Origin of the sequence: uncultured Phascolarctobacterium sp., assembly GCF_937920985.1 — a bacterium.
GTDB lineage: Bacteria > Bacillota > Negativicutes > Acidaminococcales > Acidaminococcaceae > Phascolarctobacterium_A.
Window position 1 is genome coordinate 15,327 of record NZ_CALDXR010000059.1, and the last position, 25,797, is coordinate 41,123.

27 protein-coding genes, 2 tRNA genes, 1 pseudogene and 1 riboswitch are annotated in these 25,797 nt (G+C 40.3%); of the genes and pseudogenes, 2 read left to right on the forward strand and 28 right to left on the reverse strand.

What is annotated here, in order from left to right; all coding sequences use genetic code 11:
- Positions 1-3 precede the first annotated feature (3 nt).
- The 4 genes from Q0612_RS10200 to Q0612_RS10215 form a co-directional block, all read right to left on the reverse strand.
- Positions 4-1,104, reverse strand: coding sequence for a radical SAM/SPASM domain-containing protein (locus tag Q0612_RS10200; RefSeq protein WP_298884313.1), 1,101 nt, complete (start codon positions 1,102-1,104; stop codon positions 4-6).
- A gap of 4 nt (positions 1,105-1,108) precedes the next feature.
- The gene (locus Q0612_RS10205; protein ID WP_298884315.1) at positions 1,109-2,068 is read right to left on the reverse strand and encodes a hypothetical protein; all 960 of its coding nucleotides are present in this window, start codon (positions 2,066-2,068) and stop codon (positions 1,109-1,111) included.
- A gap of 93 nt (positions 2,069-2,161) precedes the next feature.
- Entirely contained in the window at positions 2,162-2,311 is a 150-nt protein-coding gene (locus Q0612_RS10210) for a hypothetical protein (RefSeq protein ID WP_298884317.1), read from the reverse strand.
- 168 nt (positions 2,312-2,479) lie between these two features.
- Positions 2,480-2,788 carry an IS30 family transposase gene (locus tag Q0612_RS10215; protein WP_298884319.1) on the reverse strand — a complete coding sequence of 103 codons (309 nt, stop codon included), beginning with the start codon at positions 2,786-2,788 and terminating at the stop codon, positions 2,480-2,482.
- A 374-nt stretch (positions 2,789-3,162) separates the two neighbouring features.
- Here Q0612_RS10215 and Q0612_RS10220 point away from each other — a divergent pair.
- Positions 3,163-4,343, forward strand: a pseudogene (locus Q0612_RS10220) (IS256 family transposase).
- A 250-nt stretch (positions 4,344-4,593) separates the two neighbouring features.
- Here the strand turns inward: Q0612_RS10220 and Q0612_RS10225 are convergent.
- From Q0612_RS10225 to Q0612_RS10275, 11 genes are all read right to left on the reverse strand, one after another.
- Entirely contained in the window at positions 4,594-5,676 is a 1,083-nt protein-coding gene (locus tag Q0612_RS10225; protein ID WP_249747709.1) for a hypothetical protein, read from the reverse strand.
- A 42-nt stretch (positions 5,677-5,718) separates the two neighbouring features.
- A complete protein-coding gene (locus Q0612_RS10230; protein ID WP_249747708.1) occupies positions 5,719-6,666 on the reverse strand; it encodes a GTPase family protein in 948 nt (315 codons plus the stop codon).
- Between the two features lie 11 nt (positions 6,667-6,677).
- Positions 6,678-7,370: a GTPase family protein gene (locus tag Q0612_RS10235; RefSeq protein WP_249747707.1), complete on the reverse strand. Its 693-nt coding sequence runs from the start codon at positions 7,368-7,370 to the stop codon at positions 6,678-6,680.
- Positions 7,361-8,710, reverse strand: coding sequence for a GTPase family protein (locus Q0612_RS10240; protein ID WP_277227913.1), 1,350 nt, complete (start codon positions 8,708-8,710; stop codon positions 7,361-7,363). Before Q0612_RS10240 ends, Q0612_RS10235 begins: the two co-directional genes overlap by 10 nt.
- 58 nt (positions 8,711-8,768) lie before the next feature.
- Positions 8,769-9,050: a hypothetical protein gene (locus Q0612_RS10245; protein ID WP_277270361.1), complete on the reverse strand. Its 282-nt coding sequence runs from the start codon at positions 9,048-9,050 to the stop codon at positions 8,769-8,771.
- Positions 9,050-9,125: riboswitch (cyclic di-GMP riboswitch) on the reverse strand. It overlaps the preceding gene by 1 nt.
- Before the next feature lie 222 nt (positions 9,126-9,347).
- Positions 9,348-9,590: a DUF4143 domain-containing protein gene (locus Q0612_RS10250; RefSeq protein ID WP_249747703.1), complete on the reverse strand. Its 243-nt coding sequence runs from the start codon at positions 9,588-9,590 to the stop codon at positions 9,348-9,350.
- A 29-nt stretch (positions 9,591-9,619) separates the two neighbouring features.
- On the reverse strand, positions 9,620-9,934 hold the full coding sequence (locus Q0612_RS10255) for a hypothetical protein (RefSeq protein WP_298884331.1): 315 nt from the start codon (positions 9,932-9,934) through the stop codon (positions 9,620-9,622).
- A 14-nt stretch (positions 9,935-9,948) separates the two neighbouring features.
- Positions 9,949-11,304 (reverse strand): hypothetical protein, encoded by a 1,356-nt coding sequence (locus Q0612_RS10260; RefSeq protein ID WP_298884334.1) that lies wholly within the window; start codon positions 11,302-11,304, stop codon positions 9,949-9,951.
- 454 nt (positions 11,305-11,758) lie between these two features.
- The gene (locus Q0612_RS10265) at positions 11,759-13,165 is read right to left on the reverse strand and encodes a hypothetical protein (RefSeq protein WP_298884336.1); all 1,407 of its coding nucleotides are present in this window, start codon (positions 13,163-13,165) and stop codon (positions 11,759-11,761) included.
- Positions 13,166-13,218: 53 nt separating this feature from the next.
- On the reverse strand, positions 13,219-13,851 hold the full coding sequence (locus Q0612_RS10270; protein ID WP_298884339.1) for a zinc-ribbon domain-containing protein: 633 nt from the start codon (positions 13,849-13,851) through the stop codon (positions 13,219-13,221).
- Between the two features lie 41 nt (positions 13,852-13,892).
- On the reverse strand, positions 13,893-14,111 hold the full coding sequence (locus Q0612_RS10275) for a helix-turn-helix domain-containing protein (protein ID WP_210685010.1): 219 nt from the start codon (positions 14,109-14,111) through the stop codon (positions 13,893-13,895).
- A gap of 270 nt (positions 14,112-14,381) precedes the next feature.
- Here Q0612_RS10275 and Q0612_RS10280 point away from each other — a divergent pair, with 270 nt between their 5' ends.
- A complete protein-coding gene (locus tag Q0612_RS10280; RefSeq protein WP_298884345.1) occupies positions 14,382-15,548 on the forward strand; it encodes a hypothetical protein in 1,167 nt (388 codons plus the stop codon).
- 660 nt (positions 15,549-16,208) lie between these two features.
- Here Q0612_RS10280 and Q0612_RS10285 read toward each other — a convergent pair.
- The 13 genes from Q0612_RS10285 to Q0612_RS10345 all read right to left on the reverse strand — a co-directional run bounded on the left by Q0612_RS10285 (position 16,209) and on the right by Q0612_RS10345 (position 25,790).
- Positions 16,209-17,360 carry an ATP/GTP-binding protein gene (locus Q0612_RS10285; RefSeq protein ID WP_298884349.1) on the reverse strand — a complete coding sequence of 384 codons (1,152 nt, stop codon included), beginning with the start codon at positions 17,358-17,360 and terminating at the stop codon, positions 16,209-16,211.
- Positions 17,361-17,529: 169 nt separating this feature from the next.
- Positions 17,530-17,621: transfer RNA gene (locus Q0612_RS10290), tRNA-Ser, on the reverse strand.
- Between the two features lie 66 nt (positions 17,622-17,687).
- Positions 17,688-17,777, reverse strand: a tRNA-Ser gene (locus Q0612_RS10295).
- Between the two features lie 69 nt (positions 17,778-17,846).
- On the reverse strand, positions 17,847-18,479 hold the full coding sequence (locus Q0612_RS10300; RefSeq protein WP_298884352.1) for a cyclodeaminase/cyclohydrolase family protein: 633 nt from the start codon (positions 18,477-18,479) through the stop codon (positions 17,847-17,849).
- Positions 18,479-18,889 (reverse strand): pre-16S rRNA-processing nuclease YqgF, encoded by a 411-nt coding sequence (locus Q0612_RS10305; RefSeq protein WP_298884354.1) that lies wholly within the window; start codon positions 18,887-18,889, stop codon positions 18,479-18,481. The genes Q0612_RS10300 and Q0612_RS10305 overlap by 1 nt, the downstream gene beginning before the upstream one ends.
- Positions 18,882-20,039 (reverse strand): DUF3084 domain-containing protein, encoded by a 1,158-nt coding sequence (locus Q0612_RS10310; RefSeq protein WP_298884356.1) that lies wholly within the window; start codon positions 20,037-20,039, stop codon positions 18,882-18,884. Before Q0612_RS10310 ends, Q0612_RS10305 begins: the two co-directional genes overlap by 8 nt.
- Before the next feature lie 34 nt (positions 20,040-20,073).
- Complete coding sequence (locus tag Q0612_RS10315; RefSeq protein ID WP_298884359.1) at positions 20,074-21,165, reverse strand: LptF/LptG family permease; 1,092 nt, start codon at positions 21,163-21,165, stop codon at positions 20,074-20,076.
- 14 nt (positions 21,166-21,179) lie between these two features.
- Complete coding sequence (gene lptB / locus Q0612_RS10320; protein WP_298884362.1) at positions 21,180-21,899, reverse strand: LPS export ABC transporter ATP-binding protein; 720 nt, start codon at positions 21,897-21,899, stop codon at positions 21,180-21,182.
- Positions 21,900-21,917: 18 nt separating this feature from the next.
- Positions 21,918-22,688 carry an LptA/OstA family protein gene (locus tag Q0612_RS10325; protein ID WP_298884365.1) on the reverse strand — a complete coding sequence of 257 codons (771 nt, stop codon included), beginning with the start codon at positions 22,686-22,688 and terminating at the stop codon, positions 21,918-21,920.
- 1 nt (position 22,689) lies between these two features.
- Positions 22,690-23,244, reverse strand: coding sequence for an LPS export ABC transporter periplasmic protein LptC (lptC, locus tag Q0612_RS10330; RefSeq protein ID WP_298884368.1), 555 nt, complete (start codon positions 23,242-23,244; stop codon positions 22,690-22,692).
- Positions 23,234-24,136, reverse strand: a complete 903-nt coding sequence (locus tag Q0612_RS10335) for a lysophospholipid acyltransferase family protein (RefSeq protein ID WP_298884371.1) — start codon at positions 24,134-24,136, stop codon at positions 23,234-23,236. The genes lptC and Q0612_RS10335 overlap by 11 nt, the downstream gene beginning before the upstream one ends.
- Positions 24,136-24,816: an HAD family hydrolase gene (locus Q0612_RS10340; RefSeq protein WP_298884374.1), complete on the reverse strand. Its 681-nt coding sequence runs from the start codon at positions 24,814-24,816 to the stop codon at positions 24,136-24,138. The genes Q0612_RS10335 and Q0612_RS10340 overlap by 1 nt, the downstream gene beginning before the upstream one ends.
- Positions 24,816-25,790: an SIS domain-containing protein gene (locus tag Q0612_RS10345; RefSeq protein ID WP_298884377.1), complete on the reverse strand. Its 975-nt coding sequence runs from the start codon at positions 25,788-25,790 to the stop codon at positions 24,816-24,818. Before Q0612_RS10345 ends, Q0612_RS10340 begins: the two co-directional genes overlap by 1 nt.
- Positions 25,791-25,797: the final 7 nt, after the last annotated feature.

Sequence of the window (25,797 nt, forward strand, 5' to 3'; positions counted from 1 at the left end):
CTATTATATTTTTAGTTTTTTAAAACACTCATATAACTTGTGTTTAGATTCGCAAAATTCTTTTTTTAATTCTATATTATTTCTAAAATAATATCTTTGAGAGATACAGCCTCCATTACAAAAATCATGTATATCACATTCATCGCATTCACAAATAATTTGCTGTAAAACAGATTCATTTTCATTTTTTAATGATTGCTTTATATGTTGTTCCAAAGAACTTTTTTCGTTAAGTTCATTAACTGTTGAAACGGCAAATTCATTTACAGAAAAACAGTCACATGGACCTATTTTACCATCAGGATAAACACTAATATAATTAAAGCATTTTCTCTTAGAGTAATTGCAGTATTTTGATTCCTTTCCATTGATTATCTGAATAATACTTAGTAATGGCTCAATGGCTATCCTTCTATATAGTCCCGTTTGAATATAGTAAAATGCACTTTTCTCTATAAAGTCAGCATATTCCATTGGTGTAATACTATCCTCAGTAAGTTTATTATTTTCAACATTAAAAAGAGCATTTATCTTCACAAAACGTACATTGGGAATTTCTCTAATCATATCAATATACTCACGATAATATGGTAATGATTGTTTTGAAATAACGCTAAGCATTCCCGCTGAAATGTCTCTTTTTTTAAGCAACCTATATGCTTGTACTACTTTAGTAAATGTATTATTTCCATTACAATCTACTCTATGAGAGTTCATTATTTCAGTTCCATCCAAACTTATTGCAATTTCTATTTCTAACTCTTTATACTGTTCAAAAATTAAATCAATCCACTCTTCATCTAATAAAGTACCATTTGTCTGAATACGAACTGCAATAACTTTATTGGGATAATAATCTCGAATAACATCTAGTAATTCTGAAAATTTCTTTTTCCCAACAATTAAAGGCTCTCCCCCATGAAAAACAACTGAACAATTATTTTTTATTCCTTCAATAAGTGATTTTAACATGTCAGGTGTTATTGCTTCATGAGCAACCCTTTTCGCTTGTTCAAAACAATATTCACAATTGATATTGCAAGCATTTCCAGCTGTTTTTATTATCAAATTTATATTACTATTCTCATTAAACAAATCTATCATTATCCTACTTTTGCTCCTTTATATATTTTTCGATATGATATGAAAAAATGGGAAAAATATTAGGAAAAACAACATCATTATCCAATGTATATCTGAGTAAATCAAAGAAGAATACATAAAGATTATCCGTTCTTCCTTGCAATTTAAATAAATCAAATCCCATATTGATTAGATTTGATATTTCTTCATTTGTCAAAGAAGTATTCCTGAACATTAATTTTTGTTGCTTTATTTCAGGAATCATATCACATGAATCTAAAAATTTGCTATCAATATATCTGTTTTCTGTCTGAGCAATTTGCTCTTTTGAAATTGCTTTATAATGTTCTTTTCTAATCTTGCAGTTAATTTTACAACGCTCATTTACTATTATTTCAGCATTATTTTTAGGAACAGTTTTCAATAATTTTAAATCAAAATTATCATCTGGATGAATTACATATTTTTCATATTCCGATGATAACTGCTGGTAATATGCACTTGTTCTATTGTCCTCAAATGCTGTCATAATTACCGATGCATGTATCTTTATGTTTGAATATTTTTCCATAATATAATCTTTTAGAACACTACTTGATATTATGGCTCCACCACCAATTTCATCCAATATCTCTAATACCTGATTACATTTTTTGTCCTTTAAATCAAATGAGTCTATATAAATATTTGAAAATGTTAGTAATGGAGTAATTCCTTTTTCAACTGATGTGTATAATTCTTTCTCAATTCCGCTCATAGAGAAATCATTATTATACTTGTTTAATATAAGCCTTCCATTATTCCATCTCAATTGAGGTGCTCCATACATATATTTAATAGGAATCTTATACCCAGTTTTGTCAAACACAATATCTAGCAACTTATACATCAAATCAGAGAACAAAAAAATTCCAGGCACATTTAATGTAATTGATTTATGGCCTGCAGCATTTTGCCTCTGTGGAATCATCATTTCATCATTCATATACAACATCCCCAACATAATATTAAAAAGGAAGAGCCAAATGTTTCCATTTGGCTCTATACTTTGCAAAGTAAATACTAAACTGAAAAATTCTTACCAGTTACTATGATCATCTGTATGAAAAGCTCCCAATCCTGTATTGAGATACTCCTCTCTCTTCTCTAGGAAGCTTAAAAACTCAGATACAGCTTCACTTGAAATTACAACACTGTCACTCTGCTCATTAATTACATTAGTTTCCATGATAAAACACCAATCCTTTCTGATTACATTGTAATATAAATATATCTAAATTGCAATAAGACGTTGCACACTTTTTAAAGATTAGGATGCATAGATCTTATCCAATTCAAGGTCACATAGTTCATCTGGAGTTTTATATACCAGAATCTTCCTTGGAAGTAAATAACACTAACCAGCTATAAACATATTAGCTTCGTAGCTATAATTGTTAATCCTCTTGCCTTTACGAATGAATCTTCTAAGCAAGCCATTATAGCACTCATTACTTCCTCTTTCACAAGAACTGTAAGGATGTGCGCAGTATATATTTGTAGAAGTGTCAGTCTCTTTTTGCGAGAGTTCTGCGAATTCACTTCCATTATCGCTAGTAATTGTCTTAAACACCTGACTGAATTTAGTACCATAGTATTCCTTTAGGTAATCAATGCCTTTGTTAACAGCAAAGGATGTTTTGCCGTGGGAAGTTTGAGTATTCAATTTTTCAGGTATGTAATTTCATTATACAACAATCCTAATATTAATATAACATATTGTGGTTCTATGTCAAAACTTAGTATGAGTTTGCATCTTCTGTCCCTCCAAACTAATTATCTTGTTAATAGTTTTATATTTTTCTTCAAACAAAAAGTACCACTCCTTATCTCTCACCTTATATTATGCACTAAAACGGTGTCTCGTGCGGTGCTTTAGATTTTATATATGTGGAATATATTTGACATAAATGCTGTAAACTTCCTTACTTACCGATAACATATAATAAGTTGCGCAAATTCAATTCAAAAAGATAGACATAGAGACTACCTTTGCTTACAATTAAGTTACCACACAAAACTTGAAAGAAGGTAGAATCTATGTCTGGTAACATTATACAATTAAACGAGCAATTTATCCACAACGAATTGAAAACTATTGTAAAAAATAGTGTAGAAGAAACTCTCAATGCTCTTTCGGACGCTGAAGCTGACAAACTTGTACAAGCTGAACGCTACGCACGTGAGCAAACAAGAAAAGGTTATCGTGCCGGACATTACGAAAGATCATTCTCTACACAAGCTGGTGACGTTACTTTAAAAGTACCTAAATTAAAGGGTCTCACCTTTGAGTCTGCTATTATTCAGCGTTACCAAAGACGTGAATGCTCTGTGGAAGAAGCCTTGGTAGAAATGTATCTTGCCGGCGTTTCTATGCGTCGTGTTGAAAGTATTACAGAGATTCTCTGGGGACAGAAGGTTTCAGCCGGAACCATTAGCAATCTGAATCAAAAATGCTTTGCTCAAATTGAAGAATGGCGCTCCAGGAAGCTTACAGAAAAGTACCCCTATGTCTTTGTAGACGGTATTTTTCTAAAAAGATGTTGGGGTGGATCCTTTGAAAACGCCTCTGTATTAGTTGCTATTGGTGTCACTGAAGATGGATACAGAGAAGTTATAGGTACAGCCGAGGGCCTTAAAGAAGATACCGAAAGCTGGAAAAATTTCTTTGTATGGCTGAAAAGCCGTGGCTTAGATGGCGTAAAACTTATAATTGGCGATAAAAATTTAGGCATGGTAGAAAGCATAGGTGAAGTGTTTCCAAATGCCAGATACCAACGCTGCACGGTGCATATGTACCGTAATATAAAACTGTCAAGTAAGTTGCCAAGATGCTCAAAGCAATTCATGCTCAGGAGAATAAAGCAGCAGCTAAAGAAAAGGCAAAATCAGTAATTTCCAGGTTACGTGAGATGAAACTTAACAAGGCTGCCGACAAACTAGAAAATGGTTTAGAGGAAACCTTGACCTATATGGATTTTCCGTCAGAGCATTGGCTGCGTATACGTACCAATAACGTTATTGAACGTGTAAACAGAAAAATAAAGCGTCGCACAAGAGTGATTGGCACGTTTCCTAATGGTGAATCAGCATTGATGCTTGTATGTGCAAGATTGCGTTATATAGCAAGCAATGATTGGGGCCAAAAACGTTACTTGAAGATGAAACATCTAACAGATATGCTTGCCGAAGAACTGTATTGCGAAGTAAAAATATCTTAAATTCAGCTAACTTAATAAGCAAAGGTATCTCAAGCAGAAGCTAGTTGATATTTAACGGTGAAGTGCACTAATCGTTAAACTTATATAACTAAACTTCTGCTAGGATGTCTGAAGAAATTTGCGCAAAACTATTGACAGTACTCTTACGGAACATTTCTTGCTCTGTCGAGGTTCATCAGTGACGAATAAAACTTCAAAACTTCAAAAAAATCACTCCGTAACCCTTAGTGGAACGGAGTGTGGAAATAAATTACAATTCAGTTGATTTATTTGAATTATTTTTTAGATATTCAATAAACAATGAGCATATACAAATATCATTTTCTTTAAAAGAGAAATACTTGTCTTCTGGATGTAGCTGAGAGATAACTGGTGTTTGCTTTGCATCTAAATCCTGTTGAAAGCATAAAAACGCTTCCGTAAGAGGTCCAAACATTTTAAGTGCATTTTTAAAATAAAACTTTCCTTTTTCTGATAATCCAGTTTTGTCAATTGTACACTCTTCCCTTGGGTTCAGTATTAATAGATTAATCGTCTCCTCTAATTTCCAGATATTTATATCCGTATACTGTTTCCATCTTTTAAATCCACATACAGGTGTGCAAAGAAGCACTGCATCTACTCGTTCATAATTTGATTTTATATAACTGTTAGAAGTAAAAGCGCCATTATCGCCCAAGAGATAGCCATACCATTCATCTAAATCTTGAGTGGTTTCAAGTGTAATGACTAAAATATTGAAATAGTTATCACCAAACGGAAACTTTTTTTGTGAATGTTCTAAGTAATCTTTAAGCTTGTTGTCTAATCTCGGAACGGCTTCTATTCCTGAATATTGACTGTTTTGCAAAGACGGCATCAAAACCTGCGTCAAGTTATTTATTATGCTTTTATAATTAAACTCATCAGGTATACGTTCGGCAAAAGATAGTTTTAATGTGTCATGAGATTCAATTCCCATGCGTTTACACATATTAGGGCATTTTACTTCAATGTTTATGGTTTTTCCGTTATAATCAGATGCACATTCTGGATTATAACCCCCATTATATTTAGGTTCATATTTAAAACTATCTGACAAACAGCATTTTCTCATTACATAATATATGACCGACAATTCACACATACACTGTAGATAAGACTGCTCATCTTGTGAACTACCAGAAAGTATTTTCTTCTCGATATCACTATATTGAGATTTTGATAATTTTGCTTTGAAATAATCCATCATCTCTATAAAATCAGAATAGAAACGATGATTAGTATTATATGCATCCGTCAATGGATAGCCGCTGTTTCCGTTTTTAATGCTGTCAAATAACGATGTCTTCACCCAATCACTCCCTTCCTCTTAAATTTATAATTGCAAACAGCATTAATCCACCAATCCACCTAAAAATCCCAAGACCGCACCTACGGCGGCACCTACTACCGGTCCAATGACAGGAATTAATCTACCAACAGTTGCCCCAGCTACAGCGCCTTTTGCAGCCCCAGCAAGTGCTTTTGACAAGGAACCTTTTATTTCTTGCTGAATTTCAACATTATAGTCTTCGATTTCATCGTTCTTTTTCCAGATCTCTGGGTTTTTATTTAAGCTGTCTGTAAACAAAAAGCGCTTGTTTTCTGGCATTCCTCGCAACATTGTCAGCAACAGCTTAGAAATATTGTAGTGATGCAAAGCAGAGTAATATATTGGTTGTGTAGAAATTCCAGTAGACTCCATAATTCTGTTTTTTACCGAGAGAACCTTTTCATTTAAAAAGGAAACCAATTGTTCTTCCGGTTGTTTTACATCATAATTCCAGTAACGTCCTTTGAGTGCCATATCACATTGATTAATTGCAATAATAATACGCTTGGTATCCCCAATGAACGGTACAATGACATTTTCAATTACTTCATACGCAGTTTTCATATCTCGATTTGAGCCGTCAATAAGAACAACCACCTCATCCACGACCAACTGACCGTTATTATCTTTGGCTTTCAACGCATTTGCAATTTCAACTGCATATCGTTTATCTTTTTCAGGATTGTCTCCCAAACCAGGGGTATCCCATAAAACCATGTTGTCAATTTCAAATTTCTGGATGGTTGCTGTTTCAGGGTCAACACTATACCCAACCTTCGCAACCTCAGTATTAAAAATCGCATTGATCGTTGAACTTTTCCCAACACCAGTTGCTCCAACAAACAAAATATTTAGTTTTTGTTGTTTTAATTGTTCAATATTTTTCAGCAGAATATCTCTATCTGATATTACTTGATTATTATCGGCTTCAATTTCACTTGAGATAGACTCTAAAATACTATTTCTCATGCAATATCCTCCTATTTTATCAATGGTCTTCTTTGAGGTGGCATATGATCAATAATAAAATCAAACACTGCTTGAACATTCCACCCATATTCAGCAGAATAATACACCGGTTTCATAATATTAATTCCTGTAGCTTCTCGTACTCTTTTCTGAATAGACATTGCCTGTTCCTCAAGAAAGGTAATCAATTGTGAATCTGGTGTTCGAGTAGAATGATTCCAATGTCGACCTTTCATAGCCACATCAGCTTGATTAATGATTACGAAAATCCTTTCTTTTTGGATATTGGGAACGACGACTTCATTGAGTAAAGTATATGTTGTACCCATATCCCTATTAGAACCCTCCACAATAACAATAACCATATCAATAAAACCGTATGTTATTCCATCAACAGAATAAGTTTTATACAGTAGCTCTGTCATTTTCTTTTTATGAATTTGGTCTATAGCAACACCATCACCCAATCCAGGTGTATCCCATACTCGAAAAAAATCATTCAATTTGTATGCATCCAGTTCCATAGTTTCAGGGTCGACACCATCGCCAACTTTAGCAACAGTTCTTTGAAAAAATGCGTTTAAAGTGGTTGACTTTCCAGCTCCAGTAACTCCAGTGACCATTACGTCAAGTGGTCGTATCTGCATTTTTCGTAAATTATCATCAATATCGGTTGTTCTATAAGTGCTGAAATTTATTGCCATTTTCTCTGCTCCTCATACAAATACTCCATCATCTCAACATACAAGTCCTTGCATTTTTCATTTTCGCCCACCTCGATGTACCCCAAACATTTTGCAAGATAATTATCATTAAGATGACGATATATTTCTGTACGATTTTTCTGATTGTTTATCAACTCAACAACCGCAGGAGCTGTCTTGTAATACCTATCAATAAGCTCTTTTCCGTCTGGTTGATTAATGAGCCAATTATCTCGGAAACCTCTAAATGCTGTCAGTTCATAACAATCATCAGGTTTTCCGTATTCTTCGCAAATAGCGGTTGTAATGTAGCAACCACCGCCACCACCACTACTTCTACTTCCGCCACCAAAAATTTTACCTACTGCTTTTACCACACCAACAACAGTTCCAACAACACCACCGATAGCACGTCCTGCGGCTTCTCCTGCACCACCAAATATTGAGCCGATGGCTCCTCCGACATCAGCACCTTGAGTCGCACAGTCAGTAACTGTTTCGCCAAGTTCTTCCAAAATTCCCTTGCGATAATCCTTTAAATCGTCATTGTCTTTCCACATTTCCTCACTACGATTAATGTTTTCGACAAAGGACAGTCTCTTCTCCTTTGGAGTAAACTTGATGATATAATACAACAATTTTGAAAGGTTATATGGTCTGCATTGTTCCATACCTTCTTCTTTAAATCCAGCACTGTAATAAATTGGTGTGACATCAATCCCAGTACCTTCTTTAATTCGTTTTTGAACAGATACTACCTTATCTTCAAGGAATTTAATCAACGGAGGCTCGGGTTTATTTTCCTCATAGTTCCAATATCTTCCTTTCATCGCCACATCAGCCTGATTAATAGCAATAAGGATTCTGCCTTCTTTATCTTCACCTAAATTAGGTACAATAACGCTGTTAATCAATTCATACGATGTGCCTAAGTCTCTTGTACTTCCATCCAAAATAACAAGAACTAAGTCAATCAACAGATTTCCATTTTCATCACGCTCATTCAGTTTTTTGATGATATTTTTTGCATGACGATTATCCGCTTCTTTCCCATCACCAAGTCCCGGACTATCCCACAATACCAGATTGTCCAAATCATAACGTGTAATTTCCATAGTTTCAGGATCTACACCCACACCGACTTTAGCAACTTCAGTATTAAATAATGCATTTATAGTTGAACTCTTTCCGCATCCCGTAGCACCAGTAATCATAAGATTGATTTTTTGCTGCTTAAGATGCAGGAAATTTTTCATCAATTTATTCTTTTCTGAATCTGGAATATCTGCATTCATAATGTCAGATTCCATTGCATCTAAAAATTTTTTCTTGTTTTCCATAAGACCCTCTCCTTATACACTTTTACATAATTATATCCTGCAGCAGTGACACATACTGTCATTCCAAGCTATTTTCTTCTTTTTTTCGCCAATTCCTATACTCGCCAGTGGTAATTCTACTGTCTTCTGTTTTTTCCGCATCTGCAGGTATAGCCCAATCACGTCCAAACTTTACTGCTCCCGGAATTTTATCCCGAGAATACATCACTTGAACTCGCCTTGGTGTTATACCCCATTTTTCAGCTATGTTTTTTATTGTGGTATAACCCTCAATCATTTTATCTACCTCGCTTAAAAGCAAAAAAGCACTGCCATATATTTCGGCAATTCTTACTGTCAACGTGCAACTGGCTGCCATTTTACAGGCCCTATAGTTTTGCGTCATGGATTTTCATCCACTTTGCCAAGATATAAACACATTATATACCTTTAGGCGAACTTTATCAATGCAAGTCGAATAATTTCAGCACAGTTCATAGCATTTGAAGGTCAAGATTATATGAGATGACCAATCCATAACTTATGCACTATTATGTTCATTTCTCCGCTCACACATTCTATCACAATTTTTCATCTGTGATGCAGTCGCTACCTTATGCGAATATCGTTTAACATTGTATTACTGTGTCACTTAAATTCAAACACCAACCAAACACCATGACCCTTTGGAAAGTGCCGTATTTACCGCATTTATCGGCATTTTTGCCGTATAGAAGTCTTTCTTTTCATAAGCAGCTAAAGGAAAAGCAGGCGTGCTAACGTTATAACACAAATAAACAAGATTTGCATCCCGTAGCCACTTAATGCTATTTTCAAATTTACGAGCCGTTCCCTTTTTCTCTACAACAGAGAACTGAAATTTTTTGTTTTCTTTAGCCAACTGCTTAGGAATAGAAAAATAGCAATTTTTTACCTTAGGCTTCTCTGTATTGCTGGCATATTTAGAAACGTCCTCCTGATAACTGGCAAGTATTTTCTCCTGTTCTTGCTGTACACAGCAACAAAATTCTGCATTGAAGTAATCAATATTGAACGCTTACGGTTGGAAAGCTTTTTCATAGCATTATCTGCTGCCTGCTTCTTTGCTTCCACCAGCCTGTGAGCTTCTTGCTCCATCGCAAAAGCTTTAGCATAACGCTTTCTCGTCCTGCTATCTATCTGCATTGATTTTTCTGCGCCATAAAGGCCGCTGCCCAAAACTGCCCCAAGTACCAGTCCGATCATATCATCTGCCCCCTTCATAATGTCAGCACCGCATCTTTATCGTCAAAAAAACTATTAAACTCCTCCAGTGACTGAAAAGCACATTTTTTGTTAAACACCGCCAGAATATTATTCAGGCCTTGGGTAATCGCTTTTTCATCTACTGCATAAACTCCCTGCATAACAAGCTCAAAGCCACCGTCAAAGGCCGCTGTCATATATGCAGCTTTTGCTTTATTGTATTCATCAATACGCTGCTTTTGCTGCGCCAGACTTTGCAGCGCAGTATTAATAATATGCTTAAATTCCGCCTGACGTTTTTTATCCAGCCTGCGTTCCATCTGATATTTAGTGACCGCTCTGGTTATTTCCCCCACAACCAGGGAAGTAACCACTGCCGCCACCGGTCCGCCCAAGGCAAACGCCATATTCGCTGCCAATACACCGGCAGTACCGCAAACAATTTGCGCAGAGCATTCTTCGCCGCTGATATTGCCATCTAAATAGTTCGCCACAATGCCACCTATTTCTACAGCCATCGTCAGCTGCATAATCGGCAAATTTTTTCCTGCTAGCTTGGCAAAATCCTTTGCCCCAGCCTTTTTCGCTACTGCGACAACGCCATCCTGTACTACCGAAATACTGGCAGCACTGCCAAAGCTCCTTACAGTATCCTTCCCGACATTTTTTACAGCCTGCTTAATGTCCTGTTCACCTTTCACCACGCCCACAAGGTTGGTCAAGCTGGAAACAGTTGCAGTTACAAAGGCTGCTTCACTGCCGGCAGCAGTTGCCTTCTTGACCGATGGCGCAACTGCATCCAACTTAGAACTGATAACTTTGCTGTTTTTTATTTCATTAACCGTATTTTCTATTTTATACTTAGTCGCCTGTGTCCGTATATGCGCCTCTGCCTTCACTTCTTCTTTCAGCATATTAACGCTCGTCACAGCATCCGGGCAGTCAACAGCTTTTTTATTTGTCTTGAAGATTTTCTTGCCAAATAAAGTCTCTGATACATCATTAATTTGCGCAGCGCCTGCTTCAGTATATTTTTTTGCTATATACTCATGGTTATTCAGCGCACCCTTGGACTTGTTCAGCGAAGCATTGGTATTAGCAAGGTTTGCATCAGCATTAGCCATTGTTCTTATCTGCTCCGGCGTCAAATCAGAACCATAACGCCTGATTTGCTCATCTAACGGAACAATGTGGTCAACGTTTGATTGCTTTTCATTAATATGCTTATTAGCATTATAAAAAATTCTCTTACCCGTATATTCGTCAGTTATACTTTTTTTATTGCCAAAGGATCTGTTTTTATAGCTGTCAGCCGCATTGTTGCGTCTGTTAATATCATCTACCTGACTACGCTTTATCTTATCACTCATATGCTGCCTCCAAAATTTATAAAGAAGTATTTATTGCCGTTGCTATTATTTCACTCATCGTAATCCTCAGCTTCCTAGCACCCTGTTCCTATATCAAACTCTTCAATTGCCTGCAAGTAAGGCATCTTAGTGCCTATTTTCTTATATCTCTGTGCGAATAATTAGCATTAGCTCCCTTTCCCACTATATTATCGCACATTATCAATTTCATATCTTTGCACAATTTTTTCACAATTTTACATATAGTTTAATTTCTTGCGCTTTACCTATTAAGCTTGGCAAGGTGCTTACGTAATTTATATTTCCGCCATGATTTTGATAAGAAGTTATGGTGCGTTATTCTCTTAACCTCACGTCAAATTACCCATTTACCACATGAATATGAATACATTTAAAGTTCAACATGTTAAATAAATTTTTAGCAGGACTGCAAGACGCAGCCCTGCCTGTTACCTTATAACTGTAAATAATCAATCAATACTAAACCAGCGTTATAGCCGGCCAGCGAAGCAGTTGTCCTATCCATAGGATGCCACGAACCATCATCCGCCCGACCTTGAACAACATAGCCTTTACCAGTAAGCAGACCTACAATACATTGCTGTCGACTTTGCTGCCCAGTGCTACTTGTTACAATCATGTCATATTCCACAATCGTTTGGCCATTATTGCGCGAGATAATTTTTGCACTGCGACAATCAACATAACGATGTGCTCCCTGTCGTTGGAATACCTCCGGTATATATTTATCGCCATTCAAAAACGCTTGCGGATGATATAAATTATAACGCGGTCCACTGCTATTAACACTGCTATTTGCATTGTTATTGCTGTATGTAGTTGCTTTACTATGATTCTCTTCCTGCTGCATGTTTAAAATGCCTTGCACATTATATTTATAGGCACCTGTATTGATGAGCAGCTTGCCTTTACCATTATCTAATTCTAACTGAGTCCAGTGTAAATTAAAGTCCTTGTATTTACTCTCTAAGAAATATTGGCACTCTACTGTCAAAACTTGCTTAGAATTCAATTTGAAGCCTTTTAAATCATTACGATCGCCAAAAGTAATAACATTAAATTTTTTAGGCGTTAGCAAGTCATTGCCAATTCTCAGGTTAACAGCAAGCTTATCAAGGTCTATTGTTTCATTTTTGCTCATATTCGTAAAAGCTATCGTTACACTATAAACCCAATCATCAAGCTTGCGTCGTTCAAGCACGGCAAAGCCTAGCTTGGTATCACCAATTTGTTGAACTCGATAAGAAGCGCCACTGCAATCTAAATAAGCGGCTCCCTTATGAAATTCACCATCATTAGCCATGCCATACCAGTTTAAATCGTGCTGCAAAACAGCATTTTGGAATTCTACCTTTTCAAAGGCTTCCATTTCCATTGGTCCATTATCGCCAGAATATTTTTCCATATTAGAGCAAACTCTCTTAAGGTAAACATTATAAGCCTGCAGATAATCCTTCACGCTTTTGGCGTAATTAGCTATTTGGTAGCGTTTGATGGCTTTCTCTCCATCCTTTTTAGAAGGACCATTATCCTTGCTTTCCATCATTTTCTTGTTGAAATCCCTAACGCTCTCATTGGCCTTCGCTTCATCATATTTTTCATCACTCAGCTTGGTGATATTCTTTTCATTTTCTTCAATTAAACTCTTAATCTGCTTGAGCATTTTCTGTTTATCAATATTGCGATTTTCCAGCATGGCCTGAGCCTGCTCTGTTTCCATCTCAGCAACCTTCGTACTGTTGTTAAGATACATGGAATGTATTTTTTGCTCTTCTGACTTACCACAACCGGTAAGCACCACTGTTAAGATAAGCATTGCATAAAAAAACAGCTTTTTCACACTATGACCTCCTTGTATAACTTTTCCAGTTAAATGTTTTAGAAAATTGGGTACTATTGCAAAGGATCTGCTCCGTAGCGATTATCACCTACCGTACCAGGCGCAAACAATAAATACAACTCAAAAAAGCCATTGAGCAGTGGCACAAAGGTTAATAATACTAATAAGCCATCTTTGTCCAAATCGTGCAAGCGACGAACCGATATAGCACTATTTATCCAAACCAATAGAGTAAAAGCTATTAAGCCTATGAAGCAAGCCAGATAATCAATTGCTTCCATATAGTAATCATCTACAAATTCGTCGATGATGCAGGCGATAATAAAAAACACCAAACAACTACTCATGCTCTTGAGGAAATAATCCAATCTATTGATGCGTCCCTCAAAGCTCAAAAACTGCTCTTTAAAAATCTCCTTATTCAAAGCAGGTTTACGCTCGGGATTATTGCCAAAAAGTCTGCTGAAGATTTCTTTAAAATCCTTGGGATTATCATTGCTATGAGCTTTTCCCAAATGAAAACCACATTTTGTGCAAAATTTGACACCAATAGGATAAGTTGTACCGCACTTAGGGCAAATTACATTTGTCGGCTCAATCTTTGGTAACTGATCTGTCCCGCATACCGGACAAAACCTTCCCTGGTCGTCAATTTCGGCTCCACACTTAATACAATACTTTGACATAATATCTGCCTCCCTCTAATATTTTTTATTGCCGCTGCTTCTTACTTTCTCTCCTGCAGAAGCCGCACCGGGTCAACCCCCAGGGCCTGCGCCAGCAAAAATATAGACTCCATATTAAACGGTCCCTTGCCGCATTCAATATCCGAGACGCGCGCCCTTGACATTTGGGCTTTCTCCGCCAGCTCGCTCTGCGTCAGACTCAATGCCCTGCGATAATACATAATATTTAAGCCAATAGTTTTATATTTTTCTTCAAACAAAAAGCATCACTTCTTATCTCTTCCCTTCTATTATGCACTAAAAAGATGGCTCTTGCGGTGCTTTAGATTTTATATATATGGAATATATTTGACATAAAATCCACAAGCTTACTTGACCACCGCCTGCTTTTAGTATAAGATGAAGGCAGAAACAATAATACCATGATAAAATTTCTTTTTTGTAATATTATAATGACGAAAAAGCAGATGCCGACAAAACATCAGCATCTGCTAGCAACATAAGATTTTAGATTTTGCGAGGTTATACCTATGACAACAATGCAACGCGCCTTTCCGGCGCCAGTGATTCCCAAATTCTTCACCAACAATATCTGCGGCAATTATCAAATTCGCCGCTTTTTTAACGGTCAGGACGACTTTATCTGCGCCCAAGGCCCCTTTCATACGCAAACTATCGCTTCACAAAGTGATGAAGGTGCGGCAGCTTCTTCCCTAGCTATAGCCTTCGCCAATATTGACGAAAATGATAAAAAGCAGGTGCTTGCCTTCTGCAATGCCTATGGCCTGCCCTATTCTTCGCAGCGCTGCCTTGAGAAACGTGCACATCTTGATGACGAAAATCATTCTGTGATCATCAACGATTTCAGTTTTATCGACACTACCCTTTTTATGGGAGATATCCTTGTAGAAAAAGACTACGCTGCCAATGATGCCGAGGTTACCTTGAATTACACACTGTTCGAAGTAGACGAAATGGACATTATGAGCCTGCGCCTTTTTGTCCGCTGCGTCAAAATCGTCCGCAACCTGCTTATTGTCCAAAGCTATCTCTTCCGACACGAAGGGACACAGGCAGGCGTTATCTATGCGCTTGCCTACCTGCTGCATTACAGCGCACGAGGCATTCACTACCTGCTGCCGCGCATCAAAACACCTACGCTCAAGGCAGCAGAATACTTTGCTACGCACAAGCGCATTTCGCACACACAGCTGCTCAAGAATATCCGTAAAGCAGATGCAGACTACGCCTGCCAGCTGCAAGACTTTCTCGCAGTCGTAGACAAGCATATGCTGCACACACTTGCTGATTATGACAAGGACCTGCTGACGAAGAAACAGCTTACTGCTATAATTCTCGCTGAAGATATTCCAAGCATAAGCCTTGACCACACTTTTGCCAGACGCGTCCTGCTCGATATCATCAACGATAATATCTATACCGCCAGACCGCAAATGGACCTGGCGCAAGAAAAATTTACCAGCCTTTGGCAATGCAGCTATCTTATGCAGGCAATTTATCTTGATTTGTATCAGCTGCTGCTCAATCCGGGCGAATACCACCGCTGCGCCAATCCTGAATGCAACAATTATTTTCTCATCAGCGGACGCCGTGCAGACAAACGCTACTGCTGCAATCGCTGTGCTTCCAAAATGGGTAAGCAAGGCAAAACATATAGACCGCATAAAGAGAAATGAGAAACAAATTCAAGAATTAAATTCAGGCAGCAAAAAAGCTCTCAGATTTCTCTGAGAGCTGATTGCCATAGTTGGCGGAGTGGGTGGGGGTGACAAACCATGTGCGTGGTAAACCGCTGTAACATTTCGCTATCCAATAACAACTTGATAGAATCCTGGTTATATCTTGATTGAATTTCTATTTTCTATCAAGCCCAGAAAACCCATAACCAAGGGCTTTTTCAGCAATTCTTAATGAAAGCTTGTTAGAATTCAACTCATTTCTTATCGGTTTTTTTACCTTTCCAACAAGAATCCAATTCGAAATTTGCTGATTTGGAGAGTCTTTTGTAATCTGACCTTTTTGTCTCAATGACGTTAACAGTGTAGAAATTTTGCTGTTCTTTTTTTATCATCGAACACATCAGGTAGTTTATCCCACAGAAGTTCTCTAATATCCTTTTTCTTTGCTTTACCATACTTTCTAATGTATTCGATAATCAAATCTTTGTAATATTTATCATTAAAGCCCTTGTTCTTGATATACTTAGCTTCCTCCTGTATAGTTTGTGCAACTTCTTATTGCAATTTAGGTCAACCAAAATATCAATGATTGCGGACTCAGCAGAACCTTCACAGATACAAGCCTTATATCTTGCTAGTTTCATCTAACTGCCTCCTTTACTTTAGCGAAGCAGCTAAATTTTTCTTTAAGCGCAGATAAGCTTCATAGGCAGGTGTAGTTCCCTCAAGAAAGCCACTCTGATAAGCATCACTCTTCTTTATATCATTGCGCTTTAAAATATAGCTTAGATTTTCAGCAGTAATACCATTACGGTTCCTTACAATATAAATAGCATCATTTCTATCATATTCGTCAAGCAATTCCGGATAGTGGGTCGTAAAAATCAGCGTACTGCCATTTTTATTCAGACTACTATCCATGAAAAACCGTATCAGTGTGACAACTATTTCTTTGTTAAAATGATTTTCAAGCTCATCAACCAAAATATAGCCACCTGATGCCAAGACCTCTTTGACTATGGAAAAAGTAATAATGCCTTTTATAGTACCAGAAGACAGATACTGCTCAAGTTCTACCGCATTATTTAAAATAAGCTCTTCCTCTCCCTTAAACTTCAAATGAATTAACGCCTTATCTTCAATTTTTTCAAAGCATAACTTTTCAATAGTAGGATCAAGGAATGTAATGACTTCTAACGGAATATCATCAGTAAACGGAAGGACATTAATGTTGGTATATGAAAGCAGGCTAAACACTTCTATCCTATCATTTGTTTTTTTATTATGAGCTATGATAAAACTTACATCATCGGGCAGATAAGCCTCATCTGTATTTCTGGCTGCTATTGGACGCAGTCCAGAAAAATCAGTAAGGTATTTTTTAGATTTAACGCTGCTGACAGGCTTTTCCCAAAGCTTTTCTTCAACTATAGAATACACATATCCCCCTGCTTTAGCTTTTTTAGATTTAACAACAGTTTCCAGACAACAAATATTACGCTTGTTATCAAAAAAGCAAATTTTAAACGACGCATTCTCGCAACCGCCAAGAATATTCCTCGACTCAACATGATTGATAGGTTCATTGCGCAACATATTCAAGGCTAAATTGATTACTTTCAATACAGAAGTTTTGCCAGAAGCATTAATACCAATAAACGCACAAGCTGTATGCAGGTAATAATTAGGCTCTATCTTATAGAGTTTTTCTTTGTCATCTTCACTAACTCGTTGTTGAGTATAAAATAAAAGATCTAACTCCTGTTTAAATAAAGGCAAACCATTCACAGTTATCCGCAGTATTTTCATTGTATCATCTCCAGCTAAAAACAGTATTTCCGTTTTTATTTTCTACTCACTTCGATTAGATACTATATTCGGGAAATTATCAACGGATTTTTCGTTTTTATTTTCTACTATCTCTTATTATGGCAAACAAAAAAGCTCTCGGATTTCTCCGAGAGCCGATTGCCATAGTTGGCGGAGTGGGTGGGATTCGAACCCACGCACGGGGTAAACCGTCTAACGATTTAGCAAACCGTCCTCTTCAGCCAGCTTGAGTACCACTCCATTAGACTACTTGTTTATTATAACAGATTCTTATCTAAATTGCAAGACCCTATTATAATTTTTTAATGGCGGAAAGGGTGGGATTCGAACCCACGGAAGGCTTGCACCTTCGCTAGTTTTCAAGACTAGAGCCTTCAACCACTCGGCCACCTTTCCATCAGAATTTTATTATACTTTAAAAACACGCTTACGTCAAGTACTTCTAATGCACCAAGCAATAAAGCCTTATTGCAACGCTTTATCCGTTACTGCAAGCAAACGAGTTTCCAATGCTTCGGCATCTGCCAAAAGCTGTACCAGCTCTGCTGCAACCTGCGCATTCCATTCCTCGTCCTTAGTCAGTCCCAGGTTAATGCGCACATTGTACTCCGCACAGCGCAGCGCCGCACGTGCCAGCAGCCCGCTGCAGGCACCATCTGTAATAACGCCGGGGTTTCCTGCCACTACAAGCCTGTCCGCAAGCTGCAATACAGCAAAGGAGCTGCGGGCAATGTTCAACGGTACGGTTGCTGCCTGCTTTGCTGCAGCACGGATAGCCGCTGTACGTGCAGCCTTTTCTTCGTCAGTAGCCTTAGGCAGCTTATAGCAGCTCATAAAGCTGTTGAAAACAGCTGCATCCTCATCTACCAGCTGCAAAAGACGCACACGCTCTGCTTCTGCCTGCACAAGCAGCTCTTTGACCTCCGGCTCGCGGTCAGCGAACTTTTCCTTGCCAATCGTCAGATTAGCAACCATAGAAGCAAGTGCTGCCGCCAAAGCGCCGGCCATAGCAGCGCCGCCGCCACCGCCAGGGGCGGGCGCGGCGCTTGCAAGCTCAGTTAAAAATTCCTTACAGCTTAAATCTCCAAGCTTATTCATTAATTTACTTCCTCATTTTTCTTCAGCCATCTGCGTACCTGTACAACAGCAGCATATGCATCAAGCGGCTCCGGCGGCACCAAAAGACCTAACGGCACCAGCCTGCGCCAGCCCTTAGGAGGGTTCTCCTGCCAATACAGGCTACGAGCTTCCTCCGTACTGTATGCTTCACCGACAAGCTCTGGCGATAAGTCCGAATAAAGCTCGCGCAAAACTGCACCTATCGCCTTATTATTGGTACCGTTGCCCATGATAATTCCCTGCAGCTGAGCTGAACCGACAAACTGTCGCAGCTCTGCAGCAAGATTATCCGTCATCGCAATATGCAGGCTCAGGATTTTGCCATCAGCGGCAACTAATGCCAATCCTGTTTTGCTGCGCCCCGGATCTACGCCAAGATAATTACTCATTGACCGGAACCACCTCCAGCCTTACCCTTACAGGTCCGGCTGTCGTAATATCTCCTTTAGCATAAGCACGCAGAATAAAGCTGCCTCTGGTGCGACGCATTGAATTAGCTGCTTCAATCATAGTAGCAGCATCCATACTGCCAACCTTACCTGTCATCGGATCAGGCAGCACACCGGCCTTTACCGCATTATGGTTAATCTGTGTCAGGAATTCCATAAGCACGCTTTCATAGCTCGGGCCGTTATTACCAAGATTATACTGCTCACTGAAAATCAAGGTTCCGTCAGGATAAATGAACTGATTATCTACCATTTCAATATCGCATACTGCCAGCTCGCCAACTATGATATTGGCAACGGCACGGATACGGAAAAGCATATTACCCTTGCTTTTATCCAGCCTTGCTACAGCATTATCGACAACATTTTTGCCAATCCAGATAGCCTGCAGAGGCTTTTGCTCATCGTGAATGACACCCAAGCGCTGCAATGCTGCTTCATTAGCATTTTGCAGCAGCCAGTTCATCTGAATCATATTTTCTTCATGCTTCAGACCGCCACGCATAACACCAGCAAAGACAACCTCACCGGCGCGGTAATAAACCTGGCCTTCACGCATATTGATGATACCCTTACGCAAAGCCTCCGTAGTTTTTTCCAGCTCGTCAATTTCATTCGTCAGCTGCAGCTTGGAATGTGTAAGCGAATTTACCTCATTCTGTGCCTGGCTGTACATGTCATTAACCTGGGCCAGCTTGATTTCCATTGCATCATTTTCGGCAACTGCTTCCTGGATTTTAGCATCAAGCTCACTGATTTTTTTGTTCTGCTCGTTAACCTTGCCTTTGGCCTGCTCAAGTGCAGCATTCGTATCTGCCTTTTCTTTGTTTAAAAGCAGCAGCTCCTGCTGAATTTTTTCCATGCCAAACAAGGCTGTACGCGCACTCTGTGATGCTATTGCCATAACACTGATAGTCAGAACAGCAATAATGGTACCGCCGAGTACTGTAAGTAATATTGACGTATGCTTTGGACGCAGGCCAAATACCGACATTCTCTTCTTGCCTATTTTACTGCCCATTTTATCGGCAAGATAGGCAATCAGGCCACCTACAACGGCCATAATGATAATTAATCTTATACCTACCAAGTACTCACCTCCATAACTCACTCATCTAAATTATTTAGGCATTTTTCTTTTTCATCAGATAAAGACCTGCGCCTAAGCAAAGAATATTAGGCAGCATGCAGGCCAGCAGCGGCGGCATTGCACCACCCTTGCCCAATCCGGTAGTAAAGGTCATTACCGCGTAATAGATAAATATTACGATAATACTGATGCCAAGGCCAATAGAAGAGCTGGTACGCTGCTTTTGAGTACCTAGGCAGGCACCAATCATAGCAAAGAAGAAGCTTGCCAGCGGAATATTGATTCTCATAAAGATTTCGCACCATTGACGTGCTGCCGAGGAATGCTGGGATTCCAGCATACTGATGTATTCGCGTAATTCGCGGATAGTCATTTCCTCAGGCTCCTTTTGCTCCCAGGAAATCTGCTTAGGCGAGAAGTTCAAAGGAATAATCTGTTCCTTGAATTTGGCACTGCTTTGTACGCCATCCTTGTCATCCAACGCAAAAACGTTGCCATCTACAATACGCCAGCTGCCGTTTTCCCAGTAGCCTTCCTTAGCAGTCTGAATGCGGGAAATCTTGCCCTTATTGAACTCTTCAATAGTAATATCGGTCATCTTGCCAAGCTTTTCATCAAATCTGTTAGCATATGTTACACGTTGGGTATCACCGCTGATAGTTTTGATAATAATATGGTCCTGCGTTGTCGGACGCGTATTATGGCGTATTTCCTCGTTAAGGATCCGTGACGCCGTCGCCTTCGATGTAGGCACTACCTTTTCTGCCCAAATTACAGAGAACATGCTGACAATAAAACCTACCACCAGCACAGGTGCAACAATACGGTAGTAGCTGATACCACCGGCCTTCATTGCCGTAATCTCACTGGAACCGGAAAGCTTGCCAAAGGCCATCAGCGCCGCCAACAGCATAGACATCGGGAAGGTGTAGTTGATGATCTCCGGCAGATTATACATAAATAAACGTGCTACAGTCTCCAGCGGAGCACCATATTTAGTCATGTATTGCGTAATTTTAAACAGCATCGTGCTGGCAATAAAAATACTGGAGAAAGCAGCAATGCCGAAAACGAAGGGGTATAAAAGCTCCTTCAGTACATAACGGTCTAATAATCGTAAGCGCACTTTTCTTCCTCCTGTTACATGCTAAAGTTATCGCCAAGATAATATTTACGCGCAACGGGGTCATTAGCGATTGTTTCGCTGTCACCGTGCAGTAAAATATGACCTTCAGCCAAAATATAGGCCTTATCAACAATGCTCAATGTTTCACGAACGTTATGGTCCGTAATCAGCACGCCGATGCCACGCTGTGCCAGATGTGCAATCATGCCCTGAATATCCGCTACGGCGATAGGATCGATGCCGGCAAACGGTTCGTCCAGCAGAATGAAGGCCGGGTCGGTAGCCAGCGCACGAGCAATCTCTACGCGGCGACGTTCACCGCCGGAAAGCGCCTTGCCTTCACTCTTGCGTACATGATTCAGACGGAACTCATCCAGCAGAGCGTTCATCTTCGCTTCTCGCTCAGATGCATTCAAATCAGTTGTTTCCAGAATCGCCATGATGTTATCTTCTACCGTCATTTTGCTGAAAATAGAAGCCTCCTGCGGCAGATAGCCGATACCTGCACGCGCTCTTTGATACATGGGCATTGAGGAAATATCCTTGCCGTCGAGCATCACGGTACCTGCATCAGGCTTTTCAATACCGACAATCATATAGAAGGTTGTCGTCTTGCCGGCGCCGTTAGGTCCCAAAAGGCCTACTACACTGCCCTGCTCTACACTGATGCTTACTCCGTCAACAACGTGACGGGTATTATAAATTTTTACCAGATTATCTGTTGTTATAACCAAAACTTTGCCCTCCGCTTCTTAGGCTAAAGCTTTATCATCTGCGCTCTGCTTTTCCTTGCCAGGCAGCGCAGGCTGTTTTTCCGGAATATAGATAATATCTACATTACCATCAGCAATAGCCACGTTAGTGTTGGTCAGGCGCAGCTTGTCGCCGGCAACGCTGTTGCCATTCTGGGTTGCTTTGGCATTGCCGATAAGCTCTACGTAACCGCTGTTATCAGTTTTGTAGACAGCGCTGTCAGCAGAAGCTGTCAGGCTACGCGCATCGCTACGGATATCAACACCGCCATAAGCATTGGCAACACCCTGTGCCATATTGTAATCAATTCTTGCCGCATTCAACACACTGCCGTCGCTGTCGGTAAGACGCGCCCAGCCGCCGATTGTTTCAGCAAATTCGCGTGCCTTGTAGTAATCAACTCTGTCAGAACTCAGGCTTTTGCCTGCTTTGGTAATCATAGCGCCGCCTACGGCAGACAGGTCATTTTCATTGTGCACGATAAACTCATTGCACACAATATGTGCGTCATCGCGGTCAGCAATAACGTTGCCGGTAAGCACACCGCTCTTGCTTTTGCTGTTGAATTTGGCGTAATCGGCAGTAGCTCTGCCGCCATCCTGCATCAATACAACATTTCCTTTTGCCACAGCTTCACCGCTGCCCAGATCGTATTCCAGCTCATCAGCCTTAACGCTGAAGTTTCCCGGAGCAGCAAAAGCTGTTGCTGTCATACCTGCAGCCAGCATAGCTGCCGCCAGTGTCAGCAGTAATCTATTTTTATTAGCCATCTTATTCGCCGCCTTTCTCAACTTTAGCATTGCCCTTAAGCTTAATATGCTTAAAAGCACTGGTAGTTACAGCACTATCCGCAGTTGCGGTATAGTCATCCTTATGCATTTTAAAATGTCCTGTTGCCGTAATAAGCTCTTTTTCTTGATTCCAGCTTATTTTATCGGCATAAAGCTCGCCGCCGGTATTCAGTACAGCCTTAATATTACCCTCTAGGAAAAAGTCATTGCTCTTCATGCCGGCACTGCCTTTATCGGCAGAAATGTCGATAAAGCTGCCGTCCGCACGATAAACTTTGCCTTTGATGCCCTTCAGATAAGCTGTGTTTTTAGCCTTATCGTTAACAACCTCTTCTACTGTAAACTCCCACAGCTTTTTGCCATCCTTTTCCCTTTTAACCATACTGTTTTTTAAGGAAGCATTAATCTGCGCTGTAACACCATCACCCGGTTTTACAGTTATAGGTTTATCGCCGCTCAGCATCAGCCAGGCAATAATTGCACCGGCAATTACAATGCCTGCCAATACTGACAGAATTACTTTCTTATTTTTCATCTGGCTGCTTTTCCTCCTCCGGTGGGGTGTATGGTGTATTCCAGCGATGCTGGAACCACAACCAGTTATCAGGATATTCCTTGATTATTTTTTCAACTTCCTGAGTCATTTTCAGGGTAACATTATAATCATCCAGCTTTTGGTCGCCGGTGAATTCATAATGGATAGGGTCGCGTACAATCGCTTTATGGCCATAGCCGTCATGCTTACGTACTATAAAAATCGGCACAATAGGTGCTTTGAATTTACGGGAAAAATATGCCGGTCCGTTAGGCGTTGATGCCATCTTGCCCAAAAAAGGAACGAAGATGCCGTCATAGCCGCCGTCCTGGTCAGCTATCAGGCCCAGCATGCGTCCTTTCTTCATAGCTCGCGCACAGCCAAGGATTTCACTTGTACCACGTGAAAAGATTTCCTGGCCAACGCCCTTGCGCAGCTCATTCATAAAATCACTATACACACGATTGGGCTGCGGTTTTTCTACTGCACTCAGCGGGAAGCCGTTCAGCGCCAGCGCCGCGCCCAGCCATTCCCAGTTATCCATATGACAGGCCAGCATAACAACGCCATGCTTCTCCTTGAGCGCATCCCACAGAACCTCCGGACGGTCAAAGGTTACCAGACCGCGGATATTGTCCTTGTTCAGCGCCGGCATATACATAATTTCCATAAAGGTTATGCCAAGCTTTACAAACAGCGATTTGATTGTAGCCTCGGCCTGCTCCTGACTATAGCCTAAACGCTCGCGGATAGTTTCCTCGGCACGCACACGCTGCTTCTTGGCAATTTTATGATAGAGGTGGCCCATACCCTTACCAATAACCACAACTGCCTTATAGGGCAGCCAGGAAATTACGGTACTCATAGTTTTTAATAAATAATAAAGCCACATTATTGTCTATCTCCTTGTCCGGAATTAATGTAGGAATCAATAACAGAATCCAACTTTCCCTGTGCATCTAACAGCAGATCAACAGCCTCTCTTACAGCACCTTTACCGCCATCATTAATCAATACAAAGTCACACATATCAATTACTGCATCAGCAGCATCGGCCGGAGCAAAGGACAATCCGCAAATATTCATAGGTGCAAGGTCATTGAGGTCATCGCCTACATAAGCAATTTCCTCTAAATCAAGTCTGTAGGAATCAGCTATTTTTTCTAACGCCGCTGCCTTATCACGCACACCCTCCAGTACGCAGGTAATGCCTAATTCCGTAGCCCTTCTGCGTACAATCTCACTTTTACGCCCGGTGATGATGCAAACATCTATGCCGTTGCGCATAGCATAGCTTATGCCCATGCCATCCTTAGCATTAAAGCCCTTGAACAGCTCACCGTCATTGCCCATGTAAATTGTGCCATCAGTCAGCACGCCATCTACATCAAGAGCCAGCATACGAATCCCTTGTGCTGCATCAGCAAACTCTTCCATGAACTCATCGAATTCACAGAAATCATCATCCTCGTCATCTTCATCAAATATAGATTCTATCTCATCATCAAAAGACAACATTTCTTCATGTCTGTTTTGCTTATTGCCAAAGGGAAATTCTAAGATTTTTTTCATTACACCACTCCCTGTCTTACCAGGTCGGTCATATGCAGCAGGCCGATAACCTTATTGTCTTTGTCAATAACAGGCAATACGGTAATCGGTTTCGGTTTGTTGCTTTCCATAAGATGCAGAGCCTGTGCTGCCAGCTTGTCTTCGGTAATTGTTTTCGGAGATTTCGTCATCAGCTCGCAAACAGGACGCTGCAGGAAATCAACACCCTTGCTCAGACCGCGGCGGATATCACCATCAGTCAGCACACCCTGCATAACGCCGTCTGCATCCACAACGGATACAGCACCGAGGCCTTTATCGGTAATAACGAACAAAGCATCCTGTACCTTGGTATCTGCCAATACTGTCGGATTATCCTCGCCCTTATGCATAATGCTGCCTACAGTCAAAAGCAGCTTGCGTCCCAGGCTGCCGCCCGGATGGAAGATAGCAAACTGGCTTGCGGTAAAGTTATGCTTTTTGAGCAGCGCCAAGGCCAGCGCATCGCCGTAGGCCAGCGCTGCAGTCGTGCTGCTCGTCGGCGCAAGACCAAGCGGACAGGCCTCCTTGCTGACACCTACATTAAGTACAACGTCGGCATTCTTGCCTAAGGTAGAATCAGGCTTGCCAACCATAGCGATAATCTTGGCACCAATGCGGCGCAAAGACGGCAGGATATTCAAAACCTCACCGGTTTCACCGCTGTTGGAAAGCGCAATAACAACATCGCTTTCCGTAACCATGCCCAGGTCACCGTGAATACCCTCTGCAGGATGCAGATAAAAGGATGGTGTGCCGGTGCTGGCAAAGGTTGCAGCCATTTTACGGCCGATAAGACCGGATTTGCCCATACCGGTAATAACGGTACGGCCCTGACAGTCTAAAATCAATTTTACTGCCGCAGCAAAATTTTCATCTACACGCGGCACCAGCTCTAAAATCGCTTCTGCCTCCATGCGCAGAACGTCCTGTGCATGCTTTAGCATTGCTTCCATGTTATCA